Source organism: Amycolatopsis sp. NBC_01480 (assembly GCF_036227205.1).
GTDB lineage: Bacteria > Actinomycetota > Actinomycetes > Mycobacteriales > Pseudonocardiaceae > Amycolatopsis.
The window spans coordinates 1,090,292-1,114,202 of the sequence record NZ_CP109442.1; the positions used below are offsets into that span (position 1 = coordinate 1,090,292).

General features: G+C 70.9%; 25 protein-coding genes. 12 read left to right on the forward strand and 13 right to left on the reverse strand.

The genetic code is table 11. The features are described from left to right. Positions 1 to 15: 15 nt before the first annotated feature. The gene (locus tag OG371_RS05120) at positions 16 to 966 is read right to left on the reverse strand and encodes a quinone oxidoreductase family protein (protein ID WP_329066052.1); all 951 of its coding nucleotides are present in this window, start codon (positions 964 to 966) and stop codon (positions 16 to 18) included. Positions 967 to 1,056: 90 nt separating this feature from the next. On the opposite strand from OG371_RS05120, the gene OG371_RS05125 reads away from it, so the two are divergent. Together OG371_RS05125 and OG371_RS05130 are read left to right on the forward strand one after the other, a co-directional pair. Further along, positions 1,057 to 1,494, forward strand: coding sequence for a MarR family winged helix-turn-helix transcriptional regulator (locus OG371_RS05125; protein ID WP_329066054.1), 438 nt, complete (start codon positions 1,057 to 1,059; stop codon positions 1,492 to 1,494). Positions 1,495 to 1,665: 171 nt separating this feature from the next. After that, positions 1,666 to 2,061 carry a histone-like nucleoid-structuring protein Lsr2 gene (locus OG371_RS05130; protein ID WP_091610753.1) on the forward strand — a complete coding sequence of 132 codons (396 nt, stop codon included), beginning with the start codon at positions 1,666 to 1,668 and terminating at the stop codon, positions 2,059 to 2,061. A gap of 269 nt (positions 2,062 to 2,330) precedes the next feature. Here the strand turns inward: OG371_RS05130 and OG371_RS05135 are convergent, their stop codons facing one another. Further along, entirely contained in the window at positions 2,331 to 2,720 is a 390-nt protein-coding gene (locus OG371_RS05135; protein ID WP_329066056.1) for a DUF5997 family protein, read from the reverse strand. Positions 2,721 to 2,778: 58 nt separating this feature from the next. On the opposite strand from OG371_RS05135, the gene OG371_RS05140 reads away from it, so the two are divergent. After that, positions 2,779 to 3,525 carry a LysR family transcriptional regulator substrate-binding protein gene (locus OG371_RS05140; RefSeq protein ID WP_329066058.1) on the forward strand — a complete coding sequence of 249 codons (747 nt, stop codon included), beginning with the start codon at positions 2,779 to 2,781 and terminating at the stop codon, positions 3,523 to 3,525. 304 nt (positions 3,526 to 3,829) lie between these two features. Here the strand turns inward: OG371_RS05140 and OG371_RS05145 are convergent, their stop codons facing one another. Then, the gene (locus OG371_RS05145; RefSeq protein ID WP_329066059.1) at positions 3,830 to 4,000 is read right to left on the reverse strand and encodes a hypothetical protein; all 171 of its coding nucleotides are present in this window, start codon (positions 3,998 to 4,000) and stop codon (positions 3,830 to 3,832) included. Positions 4,001 to 4,249: 249 nt separating this feature from the next. On the opposite strand from OG371_RS05145, the gene OG371_RS05150 reads away from it, so the two are divergent. From OG371_RS05150 to OG371_RS05160, 3 genes are read left to right on the forward strand one after another with little or no spacing between them, the layout of a single operon-like run. After that, positions 4,250 to 5,113, forward strand: coding sequence for a helix-turn-helix transcriptional regulator (locus tag OG371_RS05150; protein WP_329066061.1), 864 nt, complete (start codon positions 4,250 to 4,252; stop codon positions 5,111 to 5,113). Positions 5,114 to 5,158: 45 nt separating this feature from the next. Then, the gene (locus OG371_RS05155) at positions 5,159 to 6,013 is read left to right on the forward strand and encodes an oxidoreductase (protein ID WP_329066063.1); all 855 of its coding nucleotides are present in this window, start codon (positions 5,159 to 5,161) and stop codon (positions 6,011 to 6,013) included. Beyond that, complete coding sequence (locus OG371_RS05160; RefSeq protein ID WP_329066065.1) at positions 6,010 to 6,747, forward strand: SDR family oxidoreductase; 738 nt, start codon at positions 6,010 to 6,012, stop codon at positions 6,745 to 6,747. Before OG371_RS05155 ends, OG371_RS05160 begins: the two co-directional genes overlap by 4 nt. 227 nt (positions 6,748 to 6,974) lie before the next feature. On the opposite strand, the gene OG371_RS47340 is transcribed toward OG371_RS05160, so the two are convergent. Beyond that, entirely contained in the window at positions 6,975 to 7,391 is a 417-nt protein-coding gene (locus OG371_RS47340; RefSeq protein WP_442876081.1) for a hypothetical protein, read from the reverse strand. Positions 7,392 to 7,648: 257 nt separating this feature from the next. Here OG371_RS47340 and OG371_RS05165 point away from each other — a divergent pair, with 257 nt between their 5' ends. Continuing rightward, positions 7,649 to 7,942 carry a hypothetical protein gene (locus OG371_RS05165; protein ID WP_091610771.1) on the forward strand — a complete coding sequence of 98 codons (294 nt, stop codon included), beginning with the start codon at positions 7,649 to 7,651 and terminating at the stop codon, positions 7,940 to 7,942. Between the two features lie 1,183 nt (positions 7,943 to 9,125). Then, positions 9,126 to 9,530, forward strand: coding sequence for an ATP-binding protein (locus OG371_RS05170; protein WP_329066067.1), 405 nt, complete (start codon positions 9,126 to 9,128; stop codon positions 9,528 to 9,530). Between the two features lie 486 nt (positions 9,531 to 10,016). Here OG371_RS05170 and OG371_RS05175 read toward each other — a convergent pair whose 3' ends face one another. Then, positions 10,017 to 10,865 carry an NAD(P)-dependent oxidoreductase gene (locus tag OG371_RS05175; RefSeq protein ID WP_329066070.1) on the reverse strand — a complete coding sequence of 283 codons (849 nt, stop codon included), beginning with the start codon at positions 10,863 to 10,865 and terminating at the stop codon, positions 10,017 to 10,019. A gap of 263 nt (positions 10,866 to 11,128) precedes the next feature. Here OG371_RS05175 and OG371_RS05180 point away from each other — a divergent pair, with 263 nt between their 5' ends. Continuing rightward, positions 11,129 to 12,184 carry an integrase core domain-containing protein gene (locus tag OG371_RS05180; RefSeq protein ID WP_329059058.1) on the forward strand — a complete coding sequence of 352 codons (1,056 nt, stop codon included), beginning with the start codon at positions 11,129 to 11,131 and terminating at the stop codon, positions 12,182 to 12,184. 67 nt (positions 12,185 to 12,251) lie between these two features. Here the strand turns inward: OG371_RS05180 and OG371_RS05185 are convergent, their stop codons facing one another. From OG371_RS05185 to OG371_RS05195, 3 genes are all read right to left on the reverse strand, one after another. After that, positions 12,252 to 13,571, reverse strand: a complete 1,320-nt coding sequence (locus OG371_RS05185) for a M14 family zinc carboxypeptidase (protein WP_329066072.1) — start codon at positions 13,569 to 13,571, stop codon at positions 12,252 to 12,254. Positions 13,572 to 13,713: 142 nt separating this feature from the next. Then, on the reverse strand, positions 13,714 to 14,841 hold the full coding sequence (locus OG371_RS05190) for a mandelate racemase/muconate lactonizing enzyme family protein (RefSeq protein ID WP_329066074.1): 1,128 nt from the start codon (positions 14,839 to 14,841) through the stop codon (positions 13,714 to 13,716). Beyond that, entirely contained in the window at positions 14,838 to 15,536 is a 699-nt protein-coding gene (locus tag OG371_RS05195; RefSeq protein ID WP_329072914.1) for a creatininase family protein, read from the reverse strand. Before OG371_RS05195 ends, OG371_RS05190 begins: the two co-directional genes overlap by 4 nt. Positions 15,537 to 15,916: 380 nt before the next feature. On the opposite strand from OG371_RS05195, the gene OG371_RS05200 reads away from it, so the two are divergent. After that, a complete protein-coding gene (locus OG371_RS05200) occupies positions 15,917 to 16,849 on the forward strand; it encodes an ROK family protein (protein ID WP_329066076.1) in 933 nt (310 codons plus the stop codon). A 65-nt stretch (positions 16,850 to 16,914) separates the two neighbouring features. Here OG371_RS05200 and OG371_RS05205 read toward each other — a convergent pair whose 3' ends face one another. The 5 genes from OG371_RS05205 to OG371_RS05225 are packed head-to-tail and all read right to left on the reverse strand — an operon-like array spanning position 16,915 to position 21,911. Then, positions 16,915 to 17,718, reverse strand: coding sequence for an ATP-binding cassette domain-containing protein (locus tag OG371_RS05205; protein ID WP_329066078.1), 804 nt, complete (start codon positions 17,716 to 17,718; stop codon positions 16,915 to 16,917). Further along, complete coding sequence (locus tag OG371_RS05210) at positions 17,715 to 18,512, reverse strand: ABC transporter ATP-binding protein (RefSeq protein ID WP_329066080.1); 798 nt, start codon at positions 18,510 to 18,512, stop codon at positions 17,715 to 17,717. The genes OG371_RS05205 and OG371_RS05210 overlap by 4 nt, the downstream gene beginning before the upstream one ends. Continuing rightward, positions 18,509 to 19,348, reverse strand: a complete 840-nt coding sequence (locus OG371_RS05215; RefSeq protein WP_329066082.1) for an ABC transporter permease — start codon at positions 19,346 to 19,348, stop codon at positions 18,509 to 18,511. Before OG371_RS05215 ends, OG371_RS05210 begins: the two co-directional genes overlap by 4 nt. A 47-nt stretch (positions 19,349 to 19,395) precedes the next feature. Further along, positions 19,396 to 20,367 (reverse strand): ABC transporter permease, encoded by a 972-nt coding sequence (locus OG371_RS05220; protein WP_329066084.1) that lies wholly within the window; start codon positions 20,365 to 20,367, stop codon positions 19,396 to 19,398. Beyond that, complete coding sequence (locus tag OG371_RS05225) at positions 20,364 to 21,911, reverse strand: ABC transporter substrate-binding protein (protein ID WP_329066086.1); 1,548 nt, start codon at positions 21,909 to 21,911, stop codon at positions 20,364 to 20,366. Before OG371_RS05225 ends, OG371_RS05220 begins: the two co-directional genes overlap by 4 nt. A 76-nt stretch (positions 21,912 to 21,987) precedes the next feature. Between OG371_RS05225 and OG371_RS05230 the strand changes: the two genes are divergently transcribed. Together OG371_RS05230 and OG371_RS05235 are read left to right on the forward strand one after the other, a co-directional pair. Next, positions 21,988 to 22,800, forward strand: coding sequence for an IclR family transcriptional regulator (locus OG371_RS05230; protein ID WP_329066088.1), 813 nt, complete (start codon positions 21,988 to 21,990; stop codon positions 22,798 to 22,800). Continuing rightward, positions 22,790 to 23,806, forward strand: a complete 1,017-nt coding sequence (locus tag OG371_RS05235; RefSeq protein WP_329066090.1) for a serine hydrolase domain-containing protein — start codon at positions 22,790 to 22,792, stop codon at positions 23,804 to 23,806. Before OG371_RS05230 ends, OG371_RS05235 begins: the two co-directional genes overlap by 11 nt. Positions 23,807 to 23,911: the final 105 nt, after the last annotated feature.

Here is a 23,911-nt window from a genome sequence, read left to right on the forward strand (position 1 = left end):
AGTGCACAGACGCGGTCAGGGAGTCAGCACGATGCGCTGTCCCGGTGCGGTCGGGGTGGACCACGCCTGCTCGACCTGCTCCAGCGGCATCGGCACGGCGTCCACGGCGAAGGTGCCGGCCGTGATCTCCGCGGCCAGCGACGGCAGTTCGGCGACGATGCCGGCTGCCGTCACCGAGCCCTGGCCGCTGCCGAGGACGGTCAGGTTCCCGGCGCGCAGCAGGGCCGAGGGCAGCGTGATGTCCCGGCCGGCCATGGCACCGATCTGCACCCAGGACAGCGCCTTCGCCCGGTCGGAGCGCGCCGTCATCAGCTCGGTCATGGCCTCCTCGGCGGGCTGTCCCCACAGGTAGTCGATGACCACGTCGACGTCCGCGGCCGCGCGGGCGAGCGCGTCCGGCTCGTCGGTGCCGAGGCGCACCACCTCGTCGGCGCCGAGGGACTTCAGCACGTCCAGGCGATCCGGATCACGACCCGCGCCGACCACGCGAGCGGCCCCGAGGTGCTTCGCGATCTGCACCGCGAGCTGCCCCGCGTTGCCAGTGGCGCCCAGTACCAGCACGGATCCGCCCGGCTGGAACGCGACGCGGCGGCGCAGCGCGACCCACGACGACATGCCGGGGTTCATCGCCGCCGCCACCGCGGCCGGGTCCGTGCCGGGCGGCAGCGTGACGGCCCGGCGCCGGTCGACGACCGCCTGCTCGGCCATGGTGCCCGGCACACCGTCGTCGGCGACGAAATACAGCAGCTCCCCGGACGGCGCGCGGCCGACCGCGTCCACGCCCGGGACCATCGGCAGGGTGCCGTCTGAGGTGTAGTGACTGCCGTTCGCGGCGGAGCGGACCCGCGGGTGCAGGCCGGCGGCCAGGACGTCCACCAGCACCTCCCGCTCGTCCGAGGCGACCGGCGCCGGGAAGGTGTCGTAACGGGGCGGCGCGCTGAAGGAGCGGACTACTGCGGCGTGCATGTGGTTCTCCAGTCCGGAACTTAGTTTGTGGCACGTACTACTTGACCAAGGTAGTTTGCGCCACGTACTAAGTCAACTAGGATCAACCCCATGCGCACCGAGCCGGCCCAGCCCCTGAACACGGTGGACGCCCTCGTCCAGTTGTCCTTCCTGATCCAGGGGGTGCTGTCCGAGGCCGGAGCCGAACACGACCTGTCGATCGTCCAGATCCGGCTGCTCGGCGTCCTGCGCGACCGCCGGCCCGGCATGCTCGAGCTGGGCAGTCACCTCGGCCTGGACAAGTCGTCCATGACCGGGCTGGTCGGCCGCGCGGAGAAACGCGGTCTGGTCCAGCGTTCGCCCTCACCCCATGACGGCCGCGCCGTGCTGGTCTCGCTGACCCCGCTCGGCCGCCAGCTCATGCAGCGGTGCGCCGCCGTGGTCGACCGCCGGATCACCGAACTGACCGAACCGCTCACCGCCACCCAGCGCGCTCAGCTCACCCAACTCGCGGGCGCGCTCGTCGGCACACCGCTCCTGGACGCCTGACCGTATTACCGCCACGTTTCTTCACGGCCGGCCGAATCCGGCGGTTTCCCGCATATCGGCTTTCCGGGCGGACACCGCCGGCCCGGCCCTCCACAGTGGATTTCTGTTATTGTTCGCGCAAGTCGCGCGGATCCGCGCTGCTGGAGATCCACCGAGGAGGAAAAACCCGGTATGGCTCAGAAGGTCCTCGTCCAGATGGTGGACGACATCGACGGCGGCGTGGCTCACCAGACCGTGCCGTTCGGTCTCGACGGCATTCAGTACGAGATCGATCTCTCGGACGAGAACGCGGTATCCCTGCGTGACGAGTTCGCCCGCTACATCGCCGCTTCCCGGCGCACCGGCGGCCGGAAGGTCCGCGTGGCGGCCGGGATCTCGCCGACCGTGACGCCGGCCGACCGCGAGCGCTCGCGCCAGATCCGCGCCTGGGCGATCGAAAACGGCTGGTCGGTCTCCGAGCGGGGGCGCATTCCCAGCGAGGTCATCGCCGCCTTTGAAGAGAGCGAACGCGAAGCGGCCGCCCCGCGCAAGCGAGGCCGCGCGAAGAAAGCCGGCGCGAAATCCTGAAGCCCGGCGTGCGCGCCCGGGATTTCTTCCCGCCCCGGTGAGCTGAGCCGGGAAATCGGACGGTTCAGCTCACCGGGCGCGGTACCGGAATTGGAAAAAATTTCCAATCTCCTGGTCAGCGAAGTGTGATCATGATCAACCGCGGGCCAGTCCTGCGGTGCCGTACCCCGGCGGCCGGGTTTTCATCGCCGAAACCGGGCCGTCATACAGCCGGAAACCGGGGTCGCGGCCGAAGCCGATTCCGCCGGGAAATCGTATTCCGGACCCGCTCAGGAACGAGGACGGCGCGGGCCGCCCTGCTCCTTGACGCGCACGGCTTCCTTGCGGACCTCGGCCTGCGTGTCGCGTTCGCGCTGCAGCCAGTCCGGGCCCGCCGACTTGATCTCGTCGATCTGCTCGGTGGTCAGGGCCTCGGTGATCCCGCCGCGGGCGAGGCCGCCGATGGAGATGCCCAGCTTGGCCGCGATGACCGAGCGCGGGTGCGGGCCGTTGCGCCGCAGCTCACGGAGCCATTCGGGCGGGTCGGTCTGCAGGGCGTTCAGCTCGTCGCGCGAAACGACACCCTCCTGGAACTGGGCGGGGGTGGCTTCGAGGTACACGCCCAGCTTCTTCGCCGCGGTCGCGGGCTTCATCGTCTGGGGGGACTTGGGCGACGTCATGGCGTCCAGGGTAACGAGCGCGTGCGCCGCCCCTGATCACGCCCGGTAATCTGGCCTCGTGACAGGCTCGGAGGACCCCCCGTCGTTCAGGCTCGGCTACGTCCCCGGGGTGACGCCGGCGAAGTGGGTGCGGACCTGGCAGGAGCGCTCGCCCGGGGTTCCGCTGGTCCTGGTCGCGACGCCCGCCGCTGAGGCTGCGGCCCTGGTGCGCGAAGGCGACGCCGATGCGGTCCTGCTGCGTCTGCCGGTCGACCGGACCGGGCTGCACGCGATCCCGCTGTACACCGAGACGACGGTGGTCGTGGCCCCGAAGGATCACCTCCTGGCCGCGGCCGATGAGGTGTCCGCCGAGGATCTGGCCGACGACGTCGTGCTGCATCCCCTCGACGACACGCTCGATTGGGAGCAGCCGCCCGGCCTCCCGGCGCTGGAACGTCCGGCCACCACGGCGGACGCCATCGAGCTGGTGGCCGCGGGCGTGGGGCTGCTCGTCGTGCCGCAGTCGCTGGCGCGGCTGCACCACCGCAAAGACCTGACCTACCGGACGCTCGTCGACGCGCCGGAATCACGCGTCGCGCTGTCGTGGCCGGACGAGGAAACCAGCGACCTGATGGAGTTGTTCATCGGGATCGTCCGCGGGCGGACCGTGAACAGTACCCGTGGACGGCAGGCGGCTCCGGCTCCGGCTGCTCGGAAACGTAGTGAGGGCAACGGAAAGAAGCCTGCGGGCGGTAAGCCGGGCGGACGTGGCGGGCCGCGCGGGGCGGGCGCGGCCAAGCGCGGGAAACCCCGGCGCCGGTCGTAGCCGCCGGTTTTTGTCGGTGGGTGCTGTCATGATCTTCCGCATGGGAAAACGACAGCACTCAGCCCTCCCGGTCACGGCCCGGATCGGAGGCGCGGCAACACAAACGGGCCAGAGGTCGCCGGGTTTCGGTGGTCGTCGTGGTCTGGTCGCGCGACTGAAATCGTTGGTGCGAAACGGTTTTCTGAAAATCCGCGACGTCGTCTCCGAGGGCCGACCACGCCTTTCCGGCGTTGAGTACCGGCTGCCCGGGCGGATGACGAACGCTGTTGACGAAGCGCGGCACACTCACGAGCGGCGAAGACCGTCAGCCGCGAATGCCCACGACCTCGGCCACCGGCCAGGCGTCCAGGTGGGCCAGCAGCCAGGCGAGTTCAGCGGCGTCGATCACCCCGGCGTCGGCCGCGCGGATCCAGGCGCTCGCCGCCCGTTCGGTGAATTCACGATCGACCAGTGGTCGCGTGTCGTGTCTCTTCATGGTCGCTCCCCGACCGCAGATCGTCTTCTGCCTGCCCCGAGGTCTTGGAGGTCTGCACCCCAGCATAATCGCCTTGGCCATTTCGGCAGCGCTCGTCCGCTGTCCTCGGGGACTGTTCCGGCCGTTCCGACTGTTCCGGCGACCGGCACCATTCGCGCCGACCGGCCGCTGGGCACCGGCGGGAGGGTAGGAGTGCGGCGGCCACCTTGAGCGCCCCAAGGCCCGTCCCACCGTTTTAGGCTGGGCTTCATGGACAGCGAGAACCCCATCGGGCAGTTCCTCCGGGCCCGCCGTGAACTCGTGGACCCCGCCGAACTGGGCCTGGAGGTCGGGCCGCGGCGGCGGGTCTCGGGGTTGCGGCGTGAGGAGGTCGCGCTGCTGGCCGGGGTCAGCACCGACTACTACGTGCGGTTGGAGCAGGGGCGCGAGCGGAACCCGTCGGCCCAGGTGGTCGAGGCGCTGGCGCGGGCCCTCCAGCTGGACGAAGAGGCGGTCGCGCACCTGCACAAGCTCGCCAGCCCCGGGCCGGCCCGGCGAAGGCGCACCCCTCAGGGGGAGCGCGTCAGCCGTCAGCTGGTTCAGCTGATGGACGCCTGGCCGCGGACTCCGGCGCTGGTACTGGGGCGCTGCCTGGGCGTGCTGGCCGGCAACGCTCTGGGCAAGGCGCTGTTCGGCGGCCACGAGCACAGCGACGACCTCATCCGGCTGGTATTCCTCGATCCGGACGCTCGCGAGTTCTACCCGGACTGGGAGCGGGTCGCGGTCAACACGGTCGGCGGCCTGCGCGCGACGGCCGGCCTCGATCCCGACGACCCGCTCCTGATCGAGACCGTGGGCGAGTTGTCGGTGAAGAGCCCGGAGTTCCGCCGGCTTTGGGCGCGCCACGACATCCGCCAGAAAACCAAGGAGACAAAACGGTTCCACCACCGCCTGGTCGGCGGCCTGACCCTGCACTACGAATCCCTGACCGTGAACAGTGCGCCGGGCCAGCAACTGGTGGTGTACCAGGCCGATCCGGGCAGTCCGTCCGAAGAGGCGCTGGCGCTGCTCGGCAGCCTGACCGCCGCGGAAAGCCCGCGCGAAACCGGGAAGCGCATTCCCAACGAGAACTGATTTCCGTTTAGTACCAGCAATTCCTATTCCTACCGGGGAAGAACCATGTCTGAAACTGCCTCTCCCGTGTGGCTCATCACGGGCTGTTCCACCGGTCTCGGCCGGGCACTGGCCGCCGCCGTACTCGACCGGGGACGGCGCGCCGTCGTCACCGCCCGCGATCCGCGGCAGGTGGCCGATCTCGTCGAAGCGCACGGCGACCGGGCGCTCGCGGTAGCGCTCGACGTCACTGATCCGGCCCGCATCACCGAAGTCGTCAAGCTGGCCGAAGCGACCTTCGGCCGGGTCGACGTCCTGGTCAACAACGCCGGCTACGGCTACCTCGCCGCCGTCGAGGAGGGCGAGGACGCCGAGATCCGCGCCCTGTTCGAAACGAACGTCTTCGGCCTGATGGCGCTCACCCGTGCCGTGCTGCCGGGCATGCGCGAGCGGCGCAGCGGGCACGTCGTCAACGTCTCGTCGCTCGGCGGGCTCGCCGCGTTCGGCGCCACCGGTTACTACCACGCGACGAAGTTCGCGGTGGAGGGCATTTCCGAGTCACTCGCGGCCGAGGTCGCGCCGCTGGGGATCAAGGTGACGATCGTGGAGCCAGCCGCGTTCCGCACCAACTGGTCCGGCCCGTCCATGAGGCAGTCCGCGATCAGCATCGACGACTACGCCGAGACCGCGGGGAAACGCCGCGCCGCCACCACGGCGACCTACGGCCACCAGCCGGGGGACCCGGACCGGGCGGCCGCGGCGGTCATCGGCGCGATCGAGGCCGACGAGCCACCGCTGCGGCTGCTGCTGGGCCAGGCCGCCTACGACATCGCGTCGGCCCGGCTCGACGCGCTCAAGTCCACTTTCGACACCTGGCGCGAACTCACCCTGAGCGCCGATTATCCGAACGAGCAGGCATGAACACCGTTACGCGCAAGGTAATCCTGGTGACCGGGGCCAGCAGCGGCATCGGGGAGGCGACCGCGCTGCGCCTCGCGGCCGACGGCCACCACCACGTCGTCGCCGGCGCGCGACGCGAAGACCGTCTGGCCGAGCTGGCAGCGAAGATCCGCGCGGACGGCGGCAGCATCGACGTCCGCCGCCTCGACGTCACCGACCGCGCAGACGTCGCCGAGTTCGCCGGCCGCGCCCAGCGTGAGCACGGCCGGGTGGACGTGTTCGTCAACAACGCGGGCGTGATGCCCTTGTCCCGCCTGGACTCCCTGCTCGTCGACGAGTGGGACCGGATGATCGACGTCAACATCCGCGGTCTGCTGAACGGCATCGCTGCCACGCTCCCGATCTTCCGGCAGCAGGGCAGCGGGCACTTCGTGACCATCGCGTCCACCGGCGCACACGAAGTCGTGCCGACGGCCGCGGTCTACTGCGGCACGAAGTACGCGGCGCGGGCGATCACCGAGGGCCTGCGCCTGGAAGCGGACCCGAGCATCCGCGTCACCACGGTCTCCCCCGGCGTCGTCGAATCCGAGCTGGCCTCGACGATCACCGAACCGGGCGCGAAGGAGGCCATGCGCGCCTACCGCGCCGAAGCGATCCCGCCAAGCGCAATCGCCGACGCCATCGCGTTCGCCCTCGACCAGCCACCAGAGGTCGACGTGAACGAGCTGATCGTCCGCCCGGCTAGGCAACGCTGACGCCCAGCCGCCGGTCGCCTCGCCGAGCCCCATGCGCAAACGCCGTGCTCTACGACCACGCCTGATCCCGACGTCTGAGCAGCCCCGCGATCAGCACCTCAAGTGTTTCGCGCAGCCCGGAGGTGAAGTCCATCCGCCACTGGGCCAGCACGGTTCGCTTTCGTAAACGGTGCACCCGGCGGCGCCCGCATACGAGTGGGTCCACACCGCGCCCGCCACCATGATCGTCAAGGCGGCGGGGCCGGTGTCCGCGGGCTCGGACAGCTCCGGCAAACGCTTGCGCAAAAGCCCGCCCAGCTCAGACACCTGCGCGCGGCATGTTTGTACCGCGCAGCCGCTTCTGGCGAGACGTTGTGCTCCAGGACCGCCGCTCGGGCGCTGCTCAGGTCACACCACCGGCCCCGCGAGCGACTTCGCGAGGGCATCAGCCACCCCGTCCCCCGCTCCACCTCAGCACCAGCAGCCCGGTCCCGACGCTCCGTCAACTCCCACCTCGGCACCAGTGGCCCGGCCCCCACGCCAACCACGGCGTCAGCGGCCCGGTCCCCCTGCTCCGTCCAACTCCACCTCAGCACCAGTGGCCCGGCCCCGCGCCCAGCCACGCAGCGGCCAACCACGTCGGCCCAGTGCCGCGGCCACGCCATGGACTGCAGCAGGCAAACCGCACCGACCGAGGCCGGGGCCGCATCGTGAACGGCAGCAGGCAAACCGTATAGACGGCGGGCGGCGCCTGGTTCGAGGCGGAGGCGCTCGGTATGCTCCAGGGCATCGGCGTCACGACGGTGCCCGCGGCCTGATTCGGACCTCCGTCCCCGTCCCCACGGCGGGCGGTGCCGGATCGGCCGGTGGCCTTCGCGTCGCCAGGACCTGCCGCCGCGGCCCGGTTACCGAGGAGGTCACCATGCCCGACCCGACGCCCGATGCGGACCGAACAGCGGTCTGGCGTGCCTACGACGCACTTGGCGAGCTGACTGGCCGCATGCGCGCGGTCCTGGACGAAGCCCTGGCCGGCCGCCGCTCGGTCGCCGTCACCGGCTGGCGTGAACTGGAACAGGCCGGCGAAGGCGCCCGAGCCCTCGCCGAGGCCCGCCGCTGGAGCGAAGAAATCGCCCGCCTCGCGACGGCCGCCGCCGAGGCCATCGGCCGCGCCCAGCACTGCGCCCAGCGCCCGGCCCAAGGCCCAGCACCGAGCTGAAGCCTGGGCACACCTGGCTGACACCTACCTACCCCCGGGCCCGGTCCTCGAGCCGAAGCCCGGCATCCGACCGCGGCCTGACGTCTCGCCCCGCCCTGACGTCCGCGCTCCAACCCAGCATCCGGCAAAGGCGCCCGGAACCCGAGCCACGGCCCACCATCGGACCTCGGCCTGACGCCCACCGGAGCAAGGCACCGAGCTGCGACCCGGCAACCGACCACGGCCCGGCACCCAACCCAGGGCCCGGCCCCCGGGGCGCGACTGGCGTCCCGACCGAAGCCCGGTGCCTAGCGCCCAAGCTGCAATCCGGCATCCGACCAAGGCCGAGCGCCTCCCGCAGCTCTAGGCACCCGAGCCACAGCGCCCTCCGGCCGGGGCGTGACAACCGACCGGAGCCTGACGCCTCCTGGGGCGCTAGGCCCCGGAGCCGCAACGACGCTCCGGCCGAGGCGAGACAACCGCCCAGAGCCAGGCGCCCAAAAGCTGCAACCGCCAACCCACCGAGGCCTGACGCCTCCTGGGGCGCTAGGCCCCCGAGCCGCAGCGACGCTCCGGCCGAGGCGAGACAACCGCCCAGAGCCAGGCAGCCAGGAGCTGCAACCGGCGACCGGCCGGAGCCTGACGCCGGCCCAGGGACAAGCACCCGAGCCGCAGTCCGGCATTCGGCTGGGGCAAAGCCAGCTCGGGGCCCGGCAGCGAGCCGAGGGCCCGGCCCGGGTGGGCGGCAAGCGGTTCGGGGTCGCCTCAGACAGGGCGACCCGGGGTGCGATCCACCTGGTGATGGACCGCTCGTGGTGGTGACCAGTGGTCAACTTTGCCGTGGCGATTCAAAGCCGCTCGCCGGCGGCATCGAGCAGTCCTCGGCGCGCCCGGGCTGCCGCCGGGGTGACTCAGTCTGGAGTGCTCAGCGGCGGCAACGCTGCGTCGCCGTCGGCATCGTCGATGGAACAGGTCGGCTGGACCGTCGAGGAAGCGAGGATCAGGGGCTGCCGCAAACGTGGCCGGCGATCACACCAGGCGGGGAGTTGCCGTCCCGGCATGGGAATCCGCTCGTGCACCGAGCTGCCTCGATCGGGTGCCGATCCCAGTCGTCGAGGCGGGGTGTGAATGGCGTGGTCGTGGGGTATCAACCTGGCAAGCCCACGCTCTGGAACCCGGCTGGGAGACCCCGCTGAGGAGAACAATGGGCATCACCAGTGCTCCACATATTTACGATTTCGCCGGGACTCACGAGCTGTCGTCGCTGGCGCCGCTGCGGAAGTGGGTTCGTGCGCGGCTCGCGGGGCTGCCTCGGGGGACCGTGCAGGACACCGAGTTGCTGGCCACTGAGCTGGTCACCAATGCTTTTGAGCATGCCGGCGGGCCGATGGCGTTGCGGCTCGAGCTGCCGGACGAGCGCGCGGTCGTCCGGCTGGAGGTCGAGGACTGCGCCCCGGACCTCCTGCCGACAGCGGCCGCCGCCTCGCCGGACTCTTACCGGGGGCGAGGGCTACTGCTGGTCGACGCCCTCAGCGCCGAGTGGGGAGTGGCCGGCAGAGGTAGCCGGAAAACGGTGTGGGCGGAGGTGCCGGTGGCGAACGACTTGTGAATGTCCGAACCGGACCGACACCGCCACGCCCGGCGTGACCACCGACGCAACCTTGTCCGAGCCACACCGCCACTGCCATCTCCGATGAGTCCCGCACAACCGCGCACGAACGGCGCAGCCACGCCCAGGTGACCACTGCCTCAGCCCTGCCTGAGCCGCACCCGCGCAGTCATGTCCGGTGAGTCCCACCCAAGCGCGCACGAACGACGCAGCCACACCCAGGTGAGCACTCCCGCGGCCCTGTCTGAACCGCACCGGCGCAGGCCGGGTGAGTCCCAGCTCAACCGCGCACGAACGGCGCAGCCACGCCCAGGCAACCACTGCCGCAGCCCGGTCGGACCCGAACCGGCGCAGGCCGGGTGAGTCCCAGCGCAACCGCGACCGAGCCGGACCAGAGCGGCGAGTATCGGTCCAACCACGTCCGCACCGGACCGGCATGGCCGTGACCGGCAAGCACCGCGACCGGATCCAAACCGGACCTACTGCTCACGAGTCCTTCAGCGAGGCCAGCAGTTGTTCGACAGTGATGTCAGGGTCGTCGCGGTATTGCTGCCAGTGGGCGAACAGCGATTCGGCCGCCGTGAGCAGGGCGGGGGGCAAGGAGCTGTCGGCGCAGGCGGCGGCGATTTCCGCCATCTCGCCTTCCCAGCGCCAGGCTCGCTGGCCCGCGGAGACGATCCCGCCGGGCTGGCCGAGTGGAGTGTCCGGGAGTTTCGCGGACGCCAGTTCTCGCAGGTGGTCGGCGACGCCGTGTTGGGAGGCCAGCGCGTAGGACTGGGCGGCGAGCGCGAAGGTGAGCTTGTTGTACGAGGCGAACGCCAGCTTCAGCGCGGAGGCCTGCCCGACCGGGCCGTCGAGCACTAGCGGCTGCAGGGAGGTGTCCGCGAACAGCGATTCCAGCCGCGGGGCTTCGGCGCCCGACAGGTACAGGCGGGTCGTGTCGTTGCGGCGGGGTGGTGGGCCGACGATGCCGCCGTCGACGACCGTTACGCCGCCTCGATGCACGAACAGGTCCTCGATCTGCTGGGTGTGGCGTGGGCTGATCGCGTTCGCGTCCAGGTAGACGCCCTGGAACGGGGTCTCCGCGACGGCTGCGGCAACCTCGGCGGCGAAGACGGGCGGGCAGATGCTGAGGATCACCCCGCACTCGGCCAGGTCCGCCAGGCGCGGGACTTCGGTCAGGCCCGCCTCCTGGGCACGACGCCGGGTTGCGGCGCCGCGGCCCTCGGACACCCACAGCGTCCGCACGCCCCGCGCGGCGAGCAGGGCGCCGACCGCCGCGCCCATGTCGCCGGGGTGCAGCAGGCCGACGGTCATACTGGCCGGAGTTGTCATACCCACTTCATACTCGTGAGTGGCTACGACGGTTAGAACCGGCTGTTGCAGTTCAGGACTTCGTGGACAGTTGATGTTTCAGGACATCGTGGACACTGACCGGCCTGTCGGCGTGGTGACCAGGGCGTGTGTGGTGATCATGCGGCGATGGGCAGAGCAGGGTTTTCGATGGATCCTGAGTTCGTTGCCGCGGTCGCGCAGGTCGCGGCGGGCGAGAAGGTCAACATTGCGCGGTTCTGCCGCGAGCACGGCGTGTCCCGGGGGTGTTCCACAAGTACCTGGCCCGGTTCCGGGCCGAGGGCGTGGACGGGTTCACCCGCCGCAGCACCGCCCCGCACCACCATCCGAGGGCTCTGGGCGCCGGGGTGGCCGAGGCGGTGCTGCGAGCGCGCAAAGAACTAGCCGGTGAGGGCCTGGACAACGGGCCGATCTCCATCCGCTGGCGGCTCGAGGACACCGGGGTCACCCCGCTGCCGTCGCAGTCCGCGGTCTACCGAATCCTGTGCGAGCACGGCCAGATCGTCCCGGAACCCCGCAAGAAGCCCCGGACCCGGCGCCGGTTCGAATACGCCGACCCCAACGGCTGCTGGCAGATCGACGGCATGGAGCACTACCTCGCCGATGGCACCAAGGTCTGCATCATCCAGATCCTCGACGACCACTCCCGCCTCGACGTCGGCTCCTACGCCGCGGCCAGCGAGAACGGCGCCGACACCTGGACCGCGCTGCAACACGCCTTCGCCGGCTACGGCCTGCCCGTGAAAGTGCTGTCCGACAACGGACTGGCCTTCTCCGGCAAACACCGCGGGAGGACGGCCGAGCTGGAACGCCACCTCGCCGAACGAGGCGTGGCCGCCATCGCCTCCTCGGTCTATCACCCGCAGACCTGCGGCAAGAACGAACGCTCCCACCAAACCCTGCAAAAATGGCTCCGCGCCCGGCCCACGCCCACCACGGTGCCCGAGCTGCAACAACTTCTCGACGAGTACCGGACGATCTACAACCACCGCCGCCACCAAAGCCTGGACGGCGAAACCCCGCAGCAACGCTACGACGCCACCCCCAAAACCGCCCCCAGCACCGCCGCCCACCGGCCCAGCGGCGTCACCACCCGCCCCGTCTCCACCACCGGCGTGATCGCCTTCTCCGGCTGCTCCATCGTCCTGGGCCGCGCCTGGGCCGGCCACACCGCGACCGTTTACTGGCAAGGCGACCGCGTCACCGTCATGATCAACAACACCGTCGCCCGCCACCTCACCCTCGACCGATCAGTACGCTACCAACCACTGACCAGCCACAAACCGTCCACGAAGTCCTGAAACACATCTGTTCACGAAGTCCTGAAACATGACAGACGGTTAGAACCGGCATAGCCACTCACGAGTATTACTGCTGATACGGCGCCGCAGCTGCCTTCGCCGCGGCGATGAACGAGTCCTTGTTCTTCGGCCAGAAGGTGCTGTCGACGCAGGTGTACTTCGGCAGGAAGCCGCCGCAGGTGCCGCTCGACGAGCCGACCTCGAAGGTCACGCTGGCGACGCCCAGTGCGCCGTAGGTGAAGTCGTCGGTGGTGCCGCTGGTGTCGTAGCCGACGGTTTCCGCGTTGGTGCCGACCAGGTAGCCGTTCGACGCCGCGTACTTCGCGCCCAGCTTCCGGTACTGCGCGTCGTTCGGCGCCTTCGACTGGGTGAAACCCCACGGGATGATGATGTCGTTGCCGTAGCTGTGCAGGGTGATCATCGTGCCGCGCGCGGTGGTGGGCGCGGGGTCGTTGTCGCCGGTGCCGCGCTGCACCGGGTAGATCTTGCGGAACAGGCCCTCGAGCGCCTTCGCCTCGGGCTCGGAACCCGCGCTCGCGCCCTGGTAGGTCTCGTCGCACGGCGAGTTGGAGTCGCCGCCCCAGCGGAAGGTGGAGTTGCGGTTCACGTCGATGCCGATGTCCGTGCCGGAGCAGCCACCGCGTGAGTTGTCGGCGTTCTTGCGCTGGAGCTTCGGCGAGTTGCCGCCCGAGGCGACGATGTCCACGCCGTCCGGGTTGGCCATCGGGATCACCCACACCTCGGTGGTATCCAAAATGGACTTGGCGGTGGCGTCGGTGGCGTAACCGTCGGCGAGGTAGTCGATCCAGCGCCAGGCCAGCTCGCCGGTGGACAGCTCACGGGCGTGGATCTGAGCCATCAGCACGAACTTCGGCTTCGGCGACGTGGTGCTCAGCGTGCAGTCGCCGGCCTGCTTCTTGGTCAGGCAGATCGCCTGCATGTCGTGCCCGCCCTGGCCTTTGGTCTTCTTCCACGACTGGCCGATGGTGTATTCCGTGGCGAGGTCCGGGTGCGCGGCGGCGACCTGCGCGAGGTGCGCCTCGTGCGCGGCGACCGTGCGGTAGCCGCCGTAGAAGGTGTCCGCGGCAACCGAGTTCGCCGACGCGGCAGGCAGGTCCTTGTAAACCGTGTCGAAGAACTCCGGCTGGTAGCCGAGCGCCCGCAGCTGACCGGCGACGCCCTCGTCACCGATCACATAGGCGGCACCGGAATCGGACTCGCCGACGTCGAAGCCCGCCTTGGCCAGCTCCGCCACCTGCGCGCCGTTCGCAGGCACTCGCCAGTACACCGGAGTGGTGCCCGGCTGTGCGGACGCGGTGCCGGCGAGCACTCCGCTCAACAGCAGACCGGCGGCGAGCGCGATCCGGAACAAGGGCCTGGACTTCATCGGTACTCCTCGTGGCCGCGGAGCGAAGAGCAGCACGGACCGCGTTCACGCAGTGACGCACTGCCGCGCACAGTGTGGCCGTCCGGGACAAACCGGCCATACCCCCGAAAGTCGGTTGTCCGCACCCAAAGCCCGCGAAGGCCTAGCCGGTGAGGTCACCGTCCCGCTCGTTCGCGGCCGCGTAGAAGGCGAGCTTCTCCTCGTCCACCTGCACGCCGAGCCCAGGCCCGGTCGGCACGCGCAGGCGGCCGCCTTCGAGGGTCAGCGGTTGCACGATGTCGTCGGCGTGCAGGTAGTACATGCTGTCGATGGCGCGGGACAGCACCGGCGTGCTGGCGACGACGGCGAGGTGCGCCGCCGTCGCGATGCCGAGTTCGCCGCCGCTGTGCAGGTTCATGCCGAGGCCGAACGTTTCGCAGTGCGCGGCCAGTGCCTTGGTCGCCGAGATGCCGCCCCATTTGTAGACGTCGCCGTGGATCACGTCCACCGCGCCGAGCCGCACGGCCGGCGCGAACTCCTCGAATCGGACCACGCACATGTTGGTGCACAAGGGAATCCGGATCTTCGTGCGGACCTGGCTCATGCCCTCGATGCCGGTGCACGGGTCTTCCAGGTACTCCAGGTCCAGCTCCTCCAGCGCCAGCCCGGCGCGGATCGAGTCCGGCACCGACCAGGCGGCGTTCGGGTCCACGCGCAGTTCGACGTCCGGCAGCGCGCGCCGCAGCTCGCGCATGATCTCGACGTCCCCGCGCACATCGTTGGTGCCCTTGAGCTTCACCGCGGAGAACCCGCCCTCGCCGACGACCTTCGCGGCGTACTCGGCCAGGCCCTGCGCCAGCTCACGGCCCCGCGCGCCGGGCGCGTCGGCCCGCGTGATCAGGGCCGTGATCGGGACCTCGTCCCGCACCGGGCCGCCCAGCAGATCGGTGACGGACTGGCCGGTGGCCTTGCCCATGACGTCCCAGCAGGCGACGTCGAGCGCCGCGAGCGCCGCGTAACCGAGGTAGCCGTGGAAAAACGGCACCATGTGGTGACGCCGGTGGAAGGCCTCCAGCGCGAACGGGCTGGTGCCGACCAGCTCCTTGGCCAGCTTGCGCGCCAGCTCCGCGACCGGGCGGCCCCACATCGTCTCGCCCCAGCCCTCGATGCCGGTGTCGGTGCGCAGCCGCACCACCGTGCGGGTCTCGCCCGTCTTGGTCTCGAACGAGCTGGTGAACGGATTGGTCAACGGCAGGTTCACCACCTGCACGTCGACGTCGGTGATCTTCATGGCTCCCCGTGGGTTCGGTGTCCGTGGCTTTCCCGGGTGGCGGCGTCGAACGCGCGCACGGCTTCGGCGAGTGCCGTCACGCGTGCCGCCAGCAGGTCTTGTCCGCGCTCGGCGGTGGCCGCCGTCGCGTCGTCGGTCGAGCCGCCGACGCGGGCCCACTCGCCGTGCCGCTCGACGGTCAGCCCCGGATACGGCGGCTGGTCGAACAGCGGCGGCGGCGTGACGGCCGGGCGCGGCACGCGCTCGCGCACCAGCTCGGGCCGGGCCGCGAGCATCAGCGACGTTTCGAAGGCGCCGGCGTGCCCGGGCGAACCGGCCTCACCGAGCGACCAGTACGAGCACGCGGCCACCGCGACGTCGGCGCGCAACGCGTGCTGCTTCACCGCGAGCCGCATGATCTCGTCGTTGCCGCCGTGGCCGTTCACCACCAGCACCCGGCGGAAACCGCTCACCACCAGCGAATCGAGCACGTCGGCGAGCACCGCCGACAGCGTGGCCGTGGAAAGGGAGACCGCGGCGGCGAACAGGTGGTGCGGGCTGTGCCCGAACGGCAGGCTCGGCAGCCGCACCACGGCGGGCTCACCGCCGAGCCGCGCCAAAGCACCATCGACGACGGCCTCGGCCAGCATCGTGTCGGTACCCATGGGCAGGTGGGCGGCATGCTGTTCTTGGGAGCCGATCGGGAGCAGGGCGATGGCGCCGGGTGACGGGTGGGTGGCGGGATGTTTGACGGAACCGGCAACCGCCCAACCACTGCCGGTCGGCGGGTCAGCGGCGGGTTGCCCCGGCGAAACAACAGCCGCCGGACCACTTCCGGTCGAGAGGTCAGCTGCGGGTTGCCGTGCAGGACCGGCAGCCGTCGGGCTGGTGGCACCGGTCGGCGGGTCAGCGGCGAGCAGCTCCCGCGGACCGACAGTCGCCGAACCGCTGCTGGTCGACAGGTCAGCGGCGGGCGGCTGGCCAGGACCGGCACCTGCCGAACCATCAGCCGCGGCGCGGACCTCGCGCCAGGTCATCCGCGTCAGTTCGGGCATGCAGGCTCCCCTCGAAGCTTCGGGCGTGGCATCGTGGCCCCATGAGCACCGGCGAACGTCCGGCCTTGCGGCTGGTTCCGGCGCCGGCCGTCGAGCCGGGCGCGCCGGTGCTGGGGGCGGTCGAGTTGCTGCCCGGGCGGGTGCGGGCCGCGTTGGTGGACCTGTCCGGCGAGCTGCTGTGGCGCGCCGAGGCCGCCTATCCGCGAGGGACGGCCGACCTGGCCGAAATTGACGCTGCGCTGGCCGAGGTCGTCCGCTTCCCGGTTCAGCCGATGGGGGTCGGCGTCGCGGCCGCGGGGCTGGTCGACGCTGCGGCCGGCGTGATCATCGAGGTCAACGAGGTGCCCGCGCTGCACGGGTACCCGATCGCCGCGGTGCTGGCGGGGCTGGCCGGCGCGCCGGTGCACGTCGAGCATCGCGCGCGGCTCCAAGTTCTCGGTGACCGCTGGTTCGGGCCCGGGCGGGGGCGCAGCACGTTCGCGTCCGTCTCGACCGGGGAGGTGCTGGGCGTCGGCATCCTCTACGACGGCGAGGTGCTCGCCCCGCCCGGCGGCCGCAGCGGCGCGCACATGACGGTGGCCGCCAGCGGACGGCCGTGCACCTGCGGCGCGCGTGGCTGCTGGAAGACGGTCGCGACCACGCCGTGGCTGCGCGCCGAGGCCGAGCGGCGCGGTCTCGGCGCACGGACGGTGCACGAACTGGCCGAAGCCGGCGACCCGTTGCTGGACGAGTACGCCGGAAATATCGCGCTGGGCCTGGTGAACATCCAGCAGTTGTTCGCCCCGGGGCTGTTCGTGCTGCACGGCGAGGCGGCCGAAGGCGGCGAACGCTTCCGCGCGGCCATCGAACGGCGGCTGCGCGAGGACTCCTCCTGGGCCACCGACGCGGAACCGCCGCAGGTGCTGGTCAACACCGGCGCGGCCGACGACATCGCGTTGCTCGGCGGCGCCGGGCTGGTGCTCTCCCACAACTGAGCGTGCAGCGGATGACGCGTCCGCCTCGCTCAGCGCAGGGAAAGCGTCATCCGCTGCATCGAGGCTCATGACGCCGCCCGCCGACGCCGCGCCAGCCGCGGATCCGGATTGGGCACCGCGTCCAGCAAACTACGCGTGTATTCGTGGCCCGGCGCGGAAAACAGTGTCGCGGCGTCGGCCAGTTCCACGATCTGCCCGGCGCGCATCACCGCCACCCGGTCGGCGATCTGCTGCACCACCGCGAGGTTGTGCGAGACGAACACGTACGTCAGCCCCAGCCGGGACTGGAGTTCGGTCAGCAGGTCGAGCACCTGGGCCTGGACCGAGACGTCGAGCGCGCTGGTCGGCTCGTCCAGCACCACCAGCCGCGGGCGGAGGGCGAGTGCCCGCGCGATCGAGACGCGCTGGCGCTGGCCGCCGGAGAACTCGTGCGGGTAGCGGTCCTGGACGTCCGGCGACAAGCCCACCGCGTCGAGCAGTTCGCCGACCCGGGCGCGCACCTTCGCGCGTCCGCCACGGCCGCGAAAAGAACGATCGTGCGTCACCAGCGGTTCGGCGACGATGTCCGTCACGCGCATCCGCGGGTTCATGCTGGAGTACGGGTCCTGCAGCACCACCTGCATCTCGCGGCGCACCTTCCGCAGCCGCGCGGCGGGCAGCGCGAACAGGTCCGCGCCGTCGAAGCGCACGGTGCCCGCGGTGGGCTCGGCCAGCCGCAGCAGCAGCCGGGTGAGCGTGGTCTTGCCGGAGCCGGACTCGCCGACTACGGCGAGGGTCTCCCCCGCCGTCACGTCCAGGTCCACGCCGTCGACCGCGGCCAGCGAGCCGTAGTCCTTGCGCAGCCCGCGGATCTCGACCAGGTTTGTCATGCCCGCTCCAGTTTCGGCGTCGCCCGCAGCAGCTCGCGGGTGTAATCCTCGTGCGGCGCCTCGAAAACCGCCGTGACGTCACCGGTCTCGACCACCCGGCCGCGGCGCATCACCACCACCCGGTCGGCGACCTCGGCCACCACGCCGAGGTCGTGTGTGATGAGCACGATCGCCATCCCGTGCCGTCGTTGCAGGTCGACCAGCAGCTCGAGGATCTGGGCCTGCACCGTCACGTCCAGCGCGGTGGTCGGCTCGTCGGCGATCAGCACCCGCGGCCGGCCGACCAGCGCCATCGCGATCATCACGCGCTGGCGCAGGCCGCCGGAAAGCTGATGCGGGTACTGGTCCGCGCGCCGCTCCGGGTCCGGGATCCCGGCCTCGCGCAACGCGGCCACCGCGCCTTCACGTGCCTGTCCACGAGACGCGTTCTGGTGCCGTCGCAGGACTTCCGCGACCTGCGCGCCGACGCGTTTGAGCGGGTTCAGGCTGGTCATCGGGTCCTGGAAGACCATCGCGACGTCGTTGCCGCGGATCTTCCGAAGGTCCTTTTCGGACAGTCTTAACAGGTCGCGCCCGTCCAGCAGCACCTCGCCGGCGCGATAGACGCACGGCGGCTCCGGGTTGAGCCGCAGCACCGACAGCGCGGTGGCGGTCTTGCCGCTGCCCGACTCGCCGACCACCGCCAGCGTCTCACCGGCGTCGACGGCGAAGCCCACCCCCTCGACCGCGTGCACGGTCCCGGTGCCCAGCCGGAACTCGACGTGCAGGTCCCTGATTTCCAGCAACGACGTCATGAGCGGTACGCCTTCGGGTCCGCGACGTCGCGGAGCACGTCGCCGGTGATGTTGACGGCCAGCGCGGTGATCATCAGCGCCAGCCCGGGGAACACCGCCACCCACCACGAGGTGCCGAGGTACAGCTGGCCGTCGCTGAGCATGCCGCCCCAGGTGACGGTCTGCTTCGGCACGCCGAGCCCGAGGTAGCTCAGCGAGGCCTCGGCGACGATCGCCGCGGCGACGTGGAGGGTGCCGATGGTGGCCAGCGGCGCCATCACGTTGGGCAGCAGGTGGCGGCGCATGATCGTCAGGTCCCGGACGCCGATGGCGCGCGCCTCGGTGACGTAATCCCTGGTGCGCAAGGAAAGCACCTCGGACCGGATCACCCGGGCGTACGAGACCCAGCCGGTGAAGCCGAGCACCAGCACCACGTACCAGAGCCCGGAGCCGAGGAAGCCGACGATCGCGAGCGCCAGCAGGATCGACGGGAACGCGAGCTGGATGTCGGCCAGCCGCATCAGGATCCGGTCGAACCAGCCGCCGAGGAACCCGGCGACCAGGCCGATCACCGAGCCGACGACCCCGGCCAGCAGGGCCGCGCAGGCCCCGACCAGCAGGGAGATCCGGGCGCCGTAGAACAGCCTCGACAGGATGTCGCGGCCGAGCTGGTCCGTGCCGAGCAGGTGGCTGGAGTCGCCGGCCGCCGTCCACGCCGGCGGGCGGAGCCGGACCAGCAGGTCTTGCGCGCCCGGGTCGTACGGCGCGATCAGCGGCGCGAACACCGCGATCAGCACCATCAGCACCAGCACGACCACGGCGACGAGGCCGAGCCGGTTACGCAGCACCGCCTTCACCGCGCCACCTCGGGCTCGGGCGGTGGGAACGGTTGTGGCAATGGCAGTCATGAGGTCACCCGCACCCTCGGGTCGAGCACTGTGTAGGACAGGTCCACCAGCAGGTTGACCACCACGAACGTGGCGGCGAAGAACAGCACCGAGGCCTGCACGAGCGGGAAGTCGCGGTTCTGGATGGCCTCGACGGTCAGCCGCCCGATGCCCGGCCAGGAGAACACCCGCTCGGTCAGGATCGCGCCGCCGAGCAGGGTGCCGACCTCCAGGCCGATCACCGTGACCACGGGCAGGGCGGCGTTGCGCATCCCGTGGGACACCACGATTCCGCCGGTACTCAGCCCCTTCGCGCGGGCCGTGCGGATGTAGTCCGAGCCGAGCACGTCGATCATCGACGAGCGCAGCAGCCTCGCGATCACCGCGACCGAGTACACGGCGAGCGTCACCGCGGGCAGGATCAGGTGCGTGAAACCGCCGTAACCGGACGCGGGCAGCACTTGCAGCTGCACGGCGAAGATCAGGATCAGCACGATGCCGACCCAGAACGCCGGGGTGGACTGTCCGATCAGGACACCCGCCATCACGCCGGAGTCACCGGCCCGGCCGCGGCGCAGTGCCGCGAAGGCACCCGCGGGAATCGCCAGCAGGAGCGCGATGACCAACGCCGCGGCGGCCAGCTCCAGCGTCGCGGGCACCCGCGCGAGCAGCACCTCCGACACCGGCTGGTCGTAGACGAGCGAGTTGCCGAAGTGCAGCCGCGGCAGCCCGCCGAGGTAGTCGAGGTACTGCGTGAGCAGCGGCCGGTCCAGGCCGAGGCCGGCGCGCAGCGTCGCCTCCTGCGCCGCGCTCGCGTCCGGCGCCAGGATCAGCTTCACCGGGTCGCCGGACAGGCGGACCAGGAAAAACGCCGCGGTGGCCACGAAAAACAGCACGACGATCGCGGTCAGCACCTTGGTGACGACCACCCGCAGCACCCCGGTGCCGGCCGCGGGCGGCTTCGCCACCGAGACCGTCGGGGCCGTCACGAGGTCACCTGCGCCTGGGCCATGCCGAGCACGCCGACGACGCCGGGCTGCCAGCGCGGCCGGGTGTTGACCGCGTAGATGTTGTCGATCTGGTAGAGGAACACGAACGGCGCCTCCTGCTTGAGAAGGGACTGGAGCGCGGTGAAGGCCCGCTGCCGCCCGGCCGGGTCGACGGTCAGCTCCTCGGCGTCGATCAGCCGATCGGCCGCCGGGCTGGACCACCGGCTCTGCCGCCGGTCGTGGCGGACGTTGGACTGCACCAGGCTTTCCGCGTCGAGCGTCCAGCCGGTGCTCGCGGCCAGGTAGATCGGGCCGAGCGCGCTGCGGTTGTTCGACGTCAGCCGGCTGGTGTACGTGCCGGTGTCGACCAGGTCGACCCGCGCGCGGACCCCGGCCTTGGCCAGCAGCCCGGAGATCACCTCGGCGATGTTGGAATCACCGGTCTGCGCGGTCAGGGAGGTGTCGAAGCCGTTCGGGAACCCGGCGTCGGCGAGCAGCCGCTTGGCCAGCCCGACATCGCGCGAGTACGGCGTGATCGAGGGGTCGAAGCCGAACGACTCGCGCGGGAACATCGTCGGCACCTCGCGCGCCTTGCCGTCGAGCACCGCCTTGATCAGCAACGGCACGTCGACCGCGTGGTTGAGCGCCTGGCGCACGCGCACGTCGCGCAGCGGCCCGGCCGTGGTGTCCAGCGACAGGTACGAGGTGCGGATGCCCGGGTAGTTGCGGATCGAGACGCCGGTGTAGCCCTGGATCTGCAGCGCCGCGTCGGGGGTCAGGCTCGCGACGATGTCGACCTCGTTGCTCTGCAGCGAGGCCAGCGCCGAGGACGGGTCCGGCATCGGCAGGAACACCAGCTCGTCGAACGACGGCCGGCCGCCCCAGTAGCCCGGGTTGGCGCGCATCCGCATCTGGTGATCACGCTGGAATTCGACGAAGGTGAACGGCCCGGTGCCGACCGGGTGCTTGGCGAACCCGGCCGAGCCGACCTGCTTGAGGTAGCCGGGCGGGACCGCGACCCCGCCGAACAGCGAGACCTTCGCCGGGATGATCGGGTCCGGCTGGCTGCACCGCAGGTCCACGGTCAGCTCGTCGACGATCACGGCCTGCTTCACGTAGCGCAGCTCGACGATCGGCGACTTGGTGGCCGGGTCGAGCAGCCGGTTGATGCTGAAGGCGACCGCCTTGGCGTCACACGGCTCGCCGTTGTGGAACCGCACGCCGGGCCGGAGCTTGAACCGCCAGGTCAGCGGGTCCGGCGAGGTCCAGGACAGGGCGAGGCCGGGCGCGAGCTGGTTGTCCGGGCCGCGGGTGGTGAGGGTGTCGAACAGGTTGATCAGGACGTTCATCGAGGTCAGATCGCCCTGTTTCTGCGGATCCAGCGTCTTCGGATCCGAGGTCTGGGCGACACGCAGCACGCTGCCGACGCTGCCGCTCGCGCTGTCGCAGCCGGCCAGCAGTCCGGGCAAGGCCAGTGCAGGCAGGGCGAGGCCGCCGAGCCGGAGCGCGTCACGGCGGGTCAGACGGGAACGCGGAGGAGCCACGGGTCGCCTTTCGCCAGTTCCATAAGATGACATCTCGTTCCGTCATATGGAACGCGATTGCGCTAAGGTAGGCCGCATGGAGAGGGCTGTCAACGACAAGTCCGGGGCGCGCAATGAGCCCCGAGGCGCGGTGGGGAAGGCGCTGGAGGTGCTCACGGCGCTGGCGCGACCCGGCGGCCCGCACCGGCTCGCCGACCTGGCCAAGACCTGTGACCTGCCGAAACCCACCGCGCACCGGATGCTGCAGACGTTCGCCGAAGCCGGGTTCGCGGCCGGCACCGGCGGCGGCCAGTACGACGTCGGGCCGCGGCTGCTGGGTCTCTCGGCCGCCGTGCTCGCGGGGAGCCGGGCCACGCGCTTCACCCGGCCCGTGCTGACCGAGCTGCGCCGCCGGACCGGGCACACCGTGCACTACGCGGTGCATCACGCCGACCGTGCCGTGTACGTCGAGAAGGTGGAGCCGGATCAGGCGTACCGGATGAATTCGCAGGTCGGCGGCGAGGTGCCGCTGTACTGCACGGGCGTGGGCCGCGCGATCCTGTCGCGGCTGCCCGAGGCCGAGGTGGCCGCGGTGCTCGACGCGGCGCCGCTCGAGGCGCGCACCCCGAAGACCCTGACCGACCCGGCCGCGATCCGCCGCGAACTGGCCACTGTGGACACTCTGGGCTACGTGGTGGACGACGAGCAGAACGAGCCGCACGTCCGGTGTGTCGCCGCGCCGGTGGTGGACGGGCTGGGCCACGTGGTCGGCGCGATCAGCGTTTCCGGCCTGACGTTCACCCTGCCGCCGGACAGCCTGCCCACGCTCGGCCCGCTGGTCGCCGAGGCGGCGAACCGGCTTTCGGCCACGCTCGGCCAGGGAATGCGGCTGGTGTCCGATGAGGACTGAACTCGAGCAGATCCTCGATACGGGCCGGGAAAACCGGGTGTGCTCCGCCGCCGCCTGGTCGGTGGGCACCGCGGACGGTGTGCTCGACCGCGGAGTGCTCGGCACGCGCTGGCACGGCGGACCGGACGCGGCCGAGGACAGCCTGTGGGACCTCGCGTCGGTGACCAAACCGGTGGTGGGACTGGTGATCGCCGCGCTGACCGAGCGTGGCTTGCTCAGCGTCGAAGACCCGATCGCCCAGCACCTGCCGGCGTACGCGGACGGCGAGAAGGCCGGGATCACCGTGCGGCAGCTGCTCACGCACACGTCCGGGCTGCCCGGCGGCACGCCGCTCTACCGCGAGCACCCGACGCGCGAGGCGCTGCTCGAAGCCATCCGCACCGGACCGCTGCGCGCGGCGCCGGGCCACCAGGTCGAGTACTCGTCGCAGGGGTTCATCCTGCTGGGCCTGATCGCCGAGGCCGCCGGCGGCCGTCCGCTGGACGAGCTGGTCGAGCAGTTCGTCAGCACTCCGGCCGGGCTGATCGGCACCCGGTTCGGCCCGGTGGACGCGGCGCGCGCGGTCGCCACCGAGGACTGCCCGTGGCGCGGGCACGTGGTGCGCGGCCAGGTGCACGACGAGAACGCCGTGGTACTGGGCGAAATCTGCGGTCACGCCGGCCTGTTCGCCCCGCTACCGGACGTCGAACGCCTCGGCCGGGTATTGGCCGGCGGCGCCGCTCCGCTGCTGAAACCCGCCACCCACGCCGAAATGATCAGGTGCCAGACCGAAGGCCTTCGCCGTGGCTTGGCGTGGCAGTGTTTGGACGTGCCCGGCTCGCCGGTCGGCACGGAGCTTTCGCCGCGGGCGTACGGGCACACCGGGTTCACCGGCACCAGCCTGTGGGTGGAGCCGGACCGCGGCCGTTACTACGTGCTGCTCACCAACCGGGTCCACCCGTCTCGCGCCATCCCGGGCATCGAGGCGCTGCGCCACGATTTCCACGCGGCCGCGGTCCGGCTCTGAAACCCTTGTGGCGCACCCGATGCGGTCGTTTCCGCACCGTCCGTCACTTTCGGGAAATCGTTATCTCGAAACGATCTCTTTCCCCACGGTTCATCCGCTGGATGT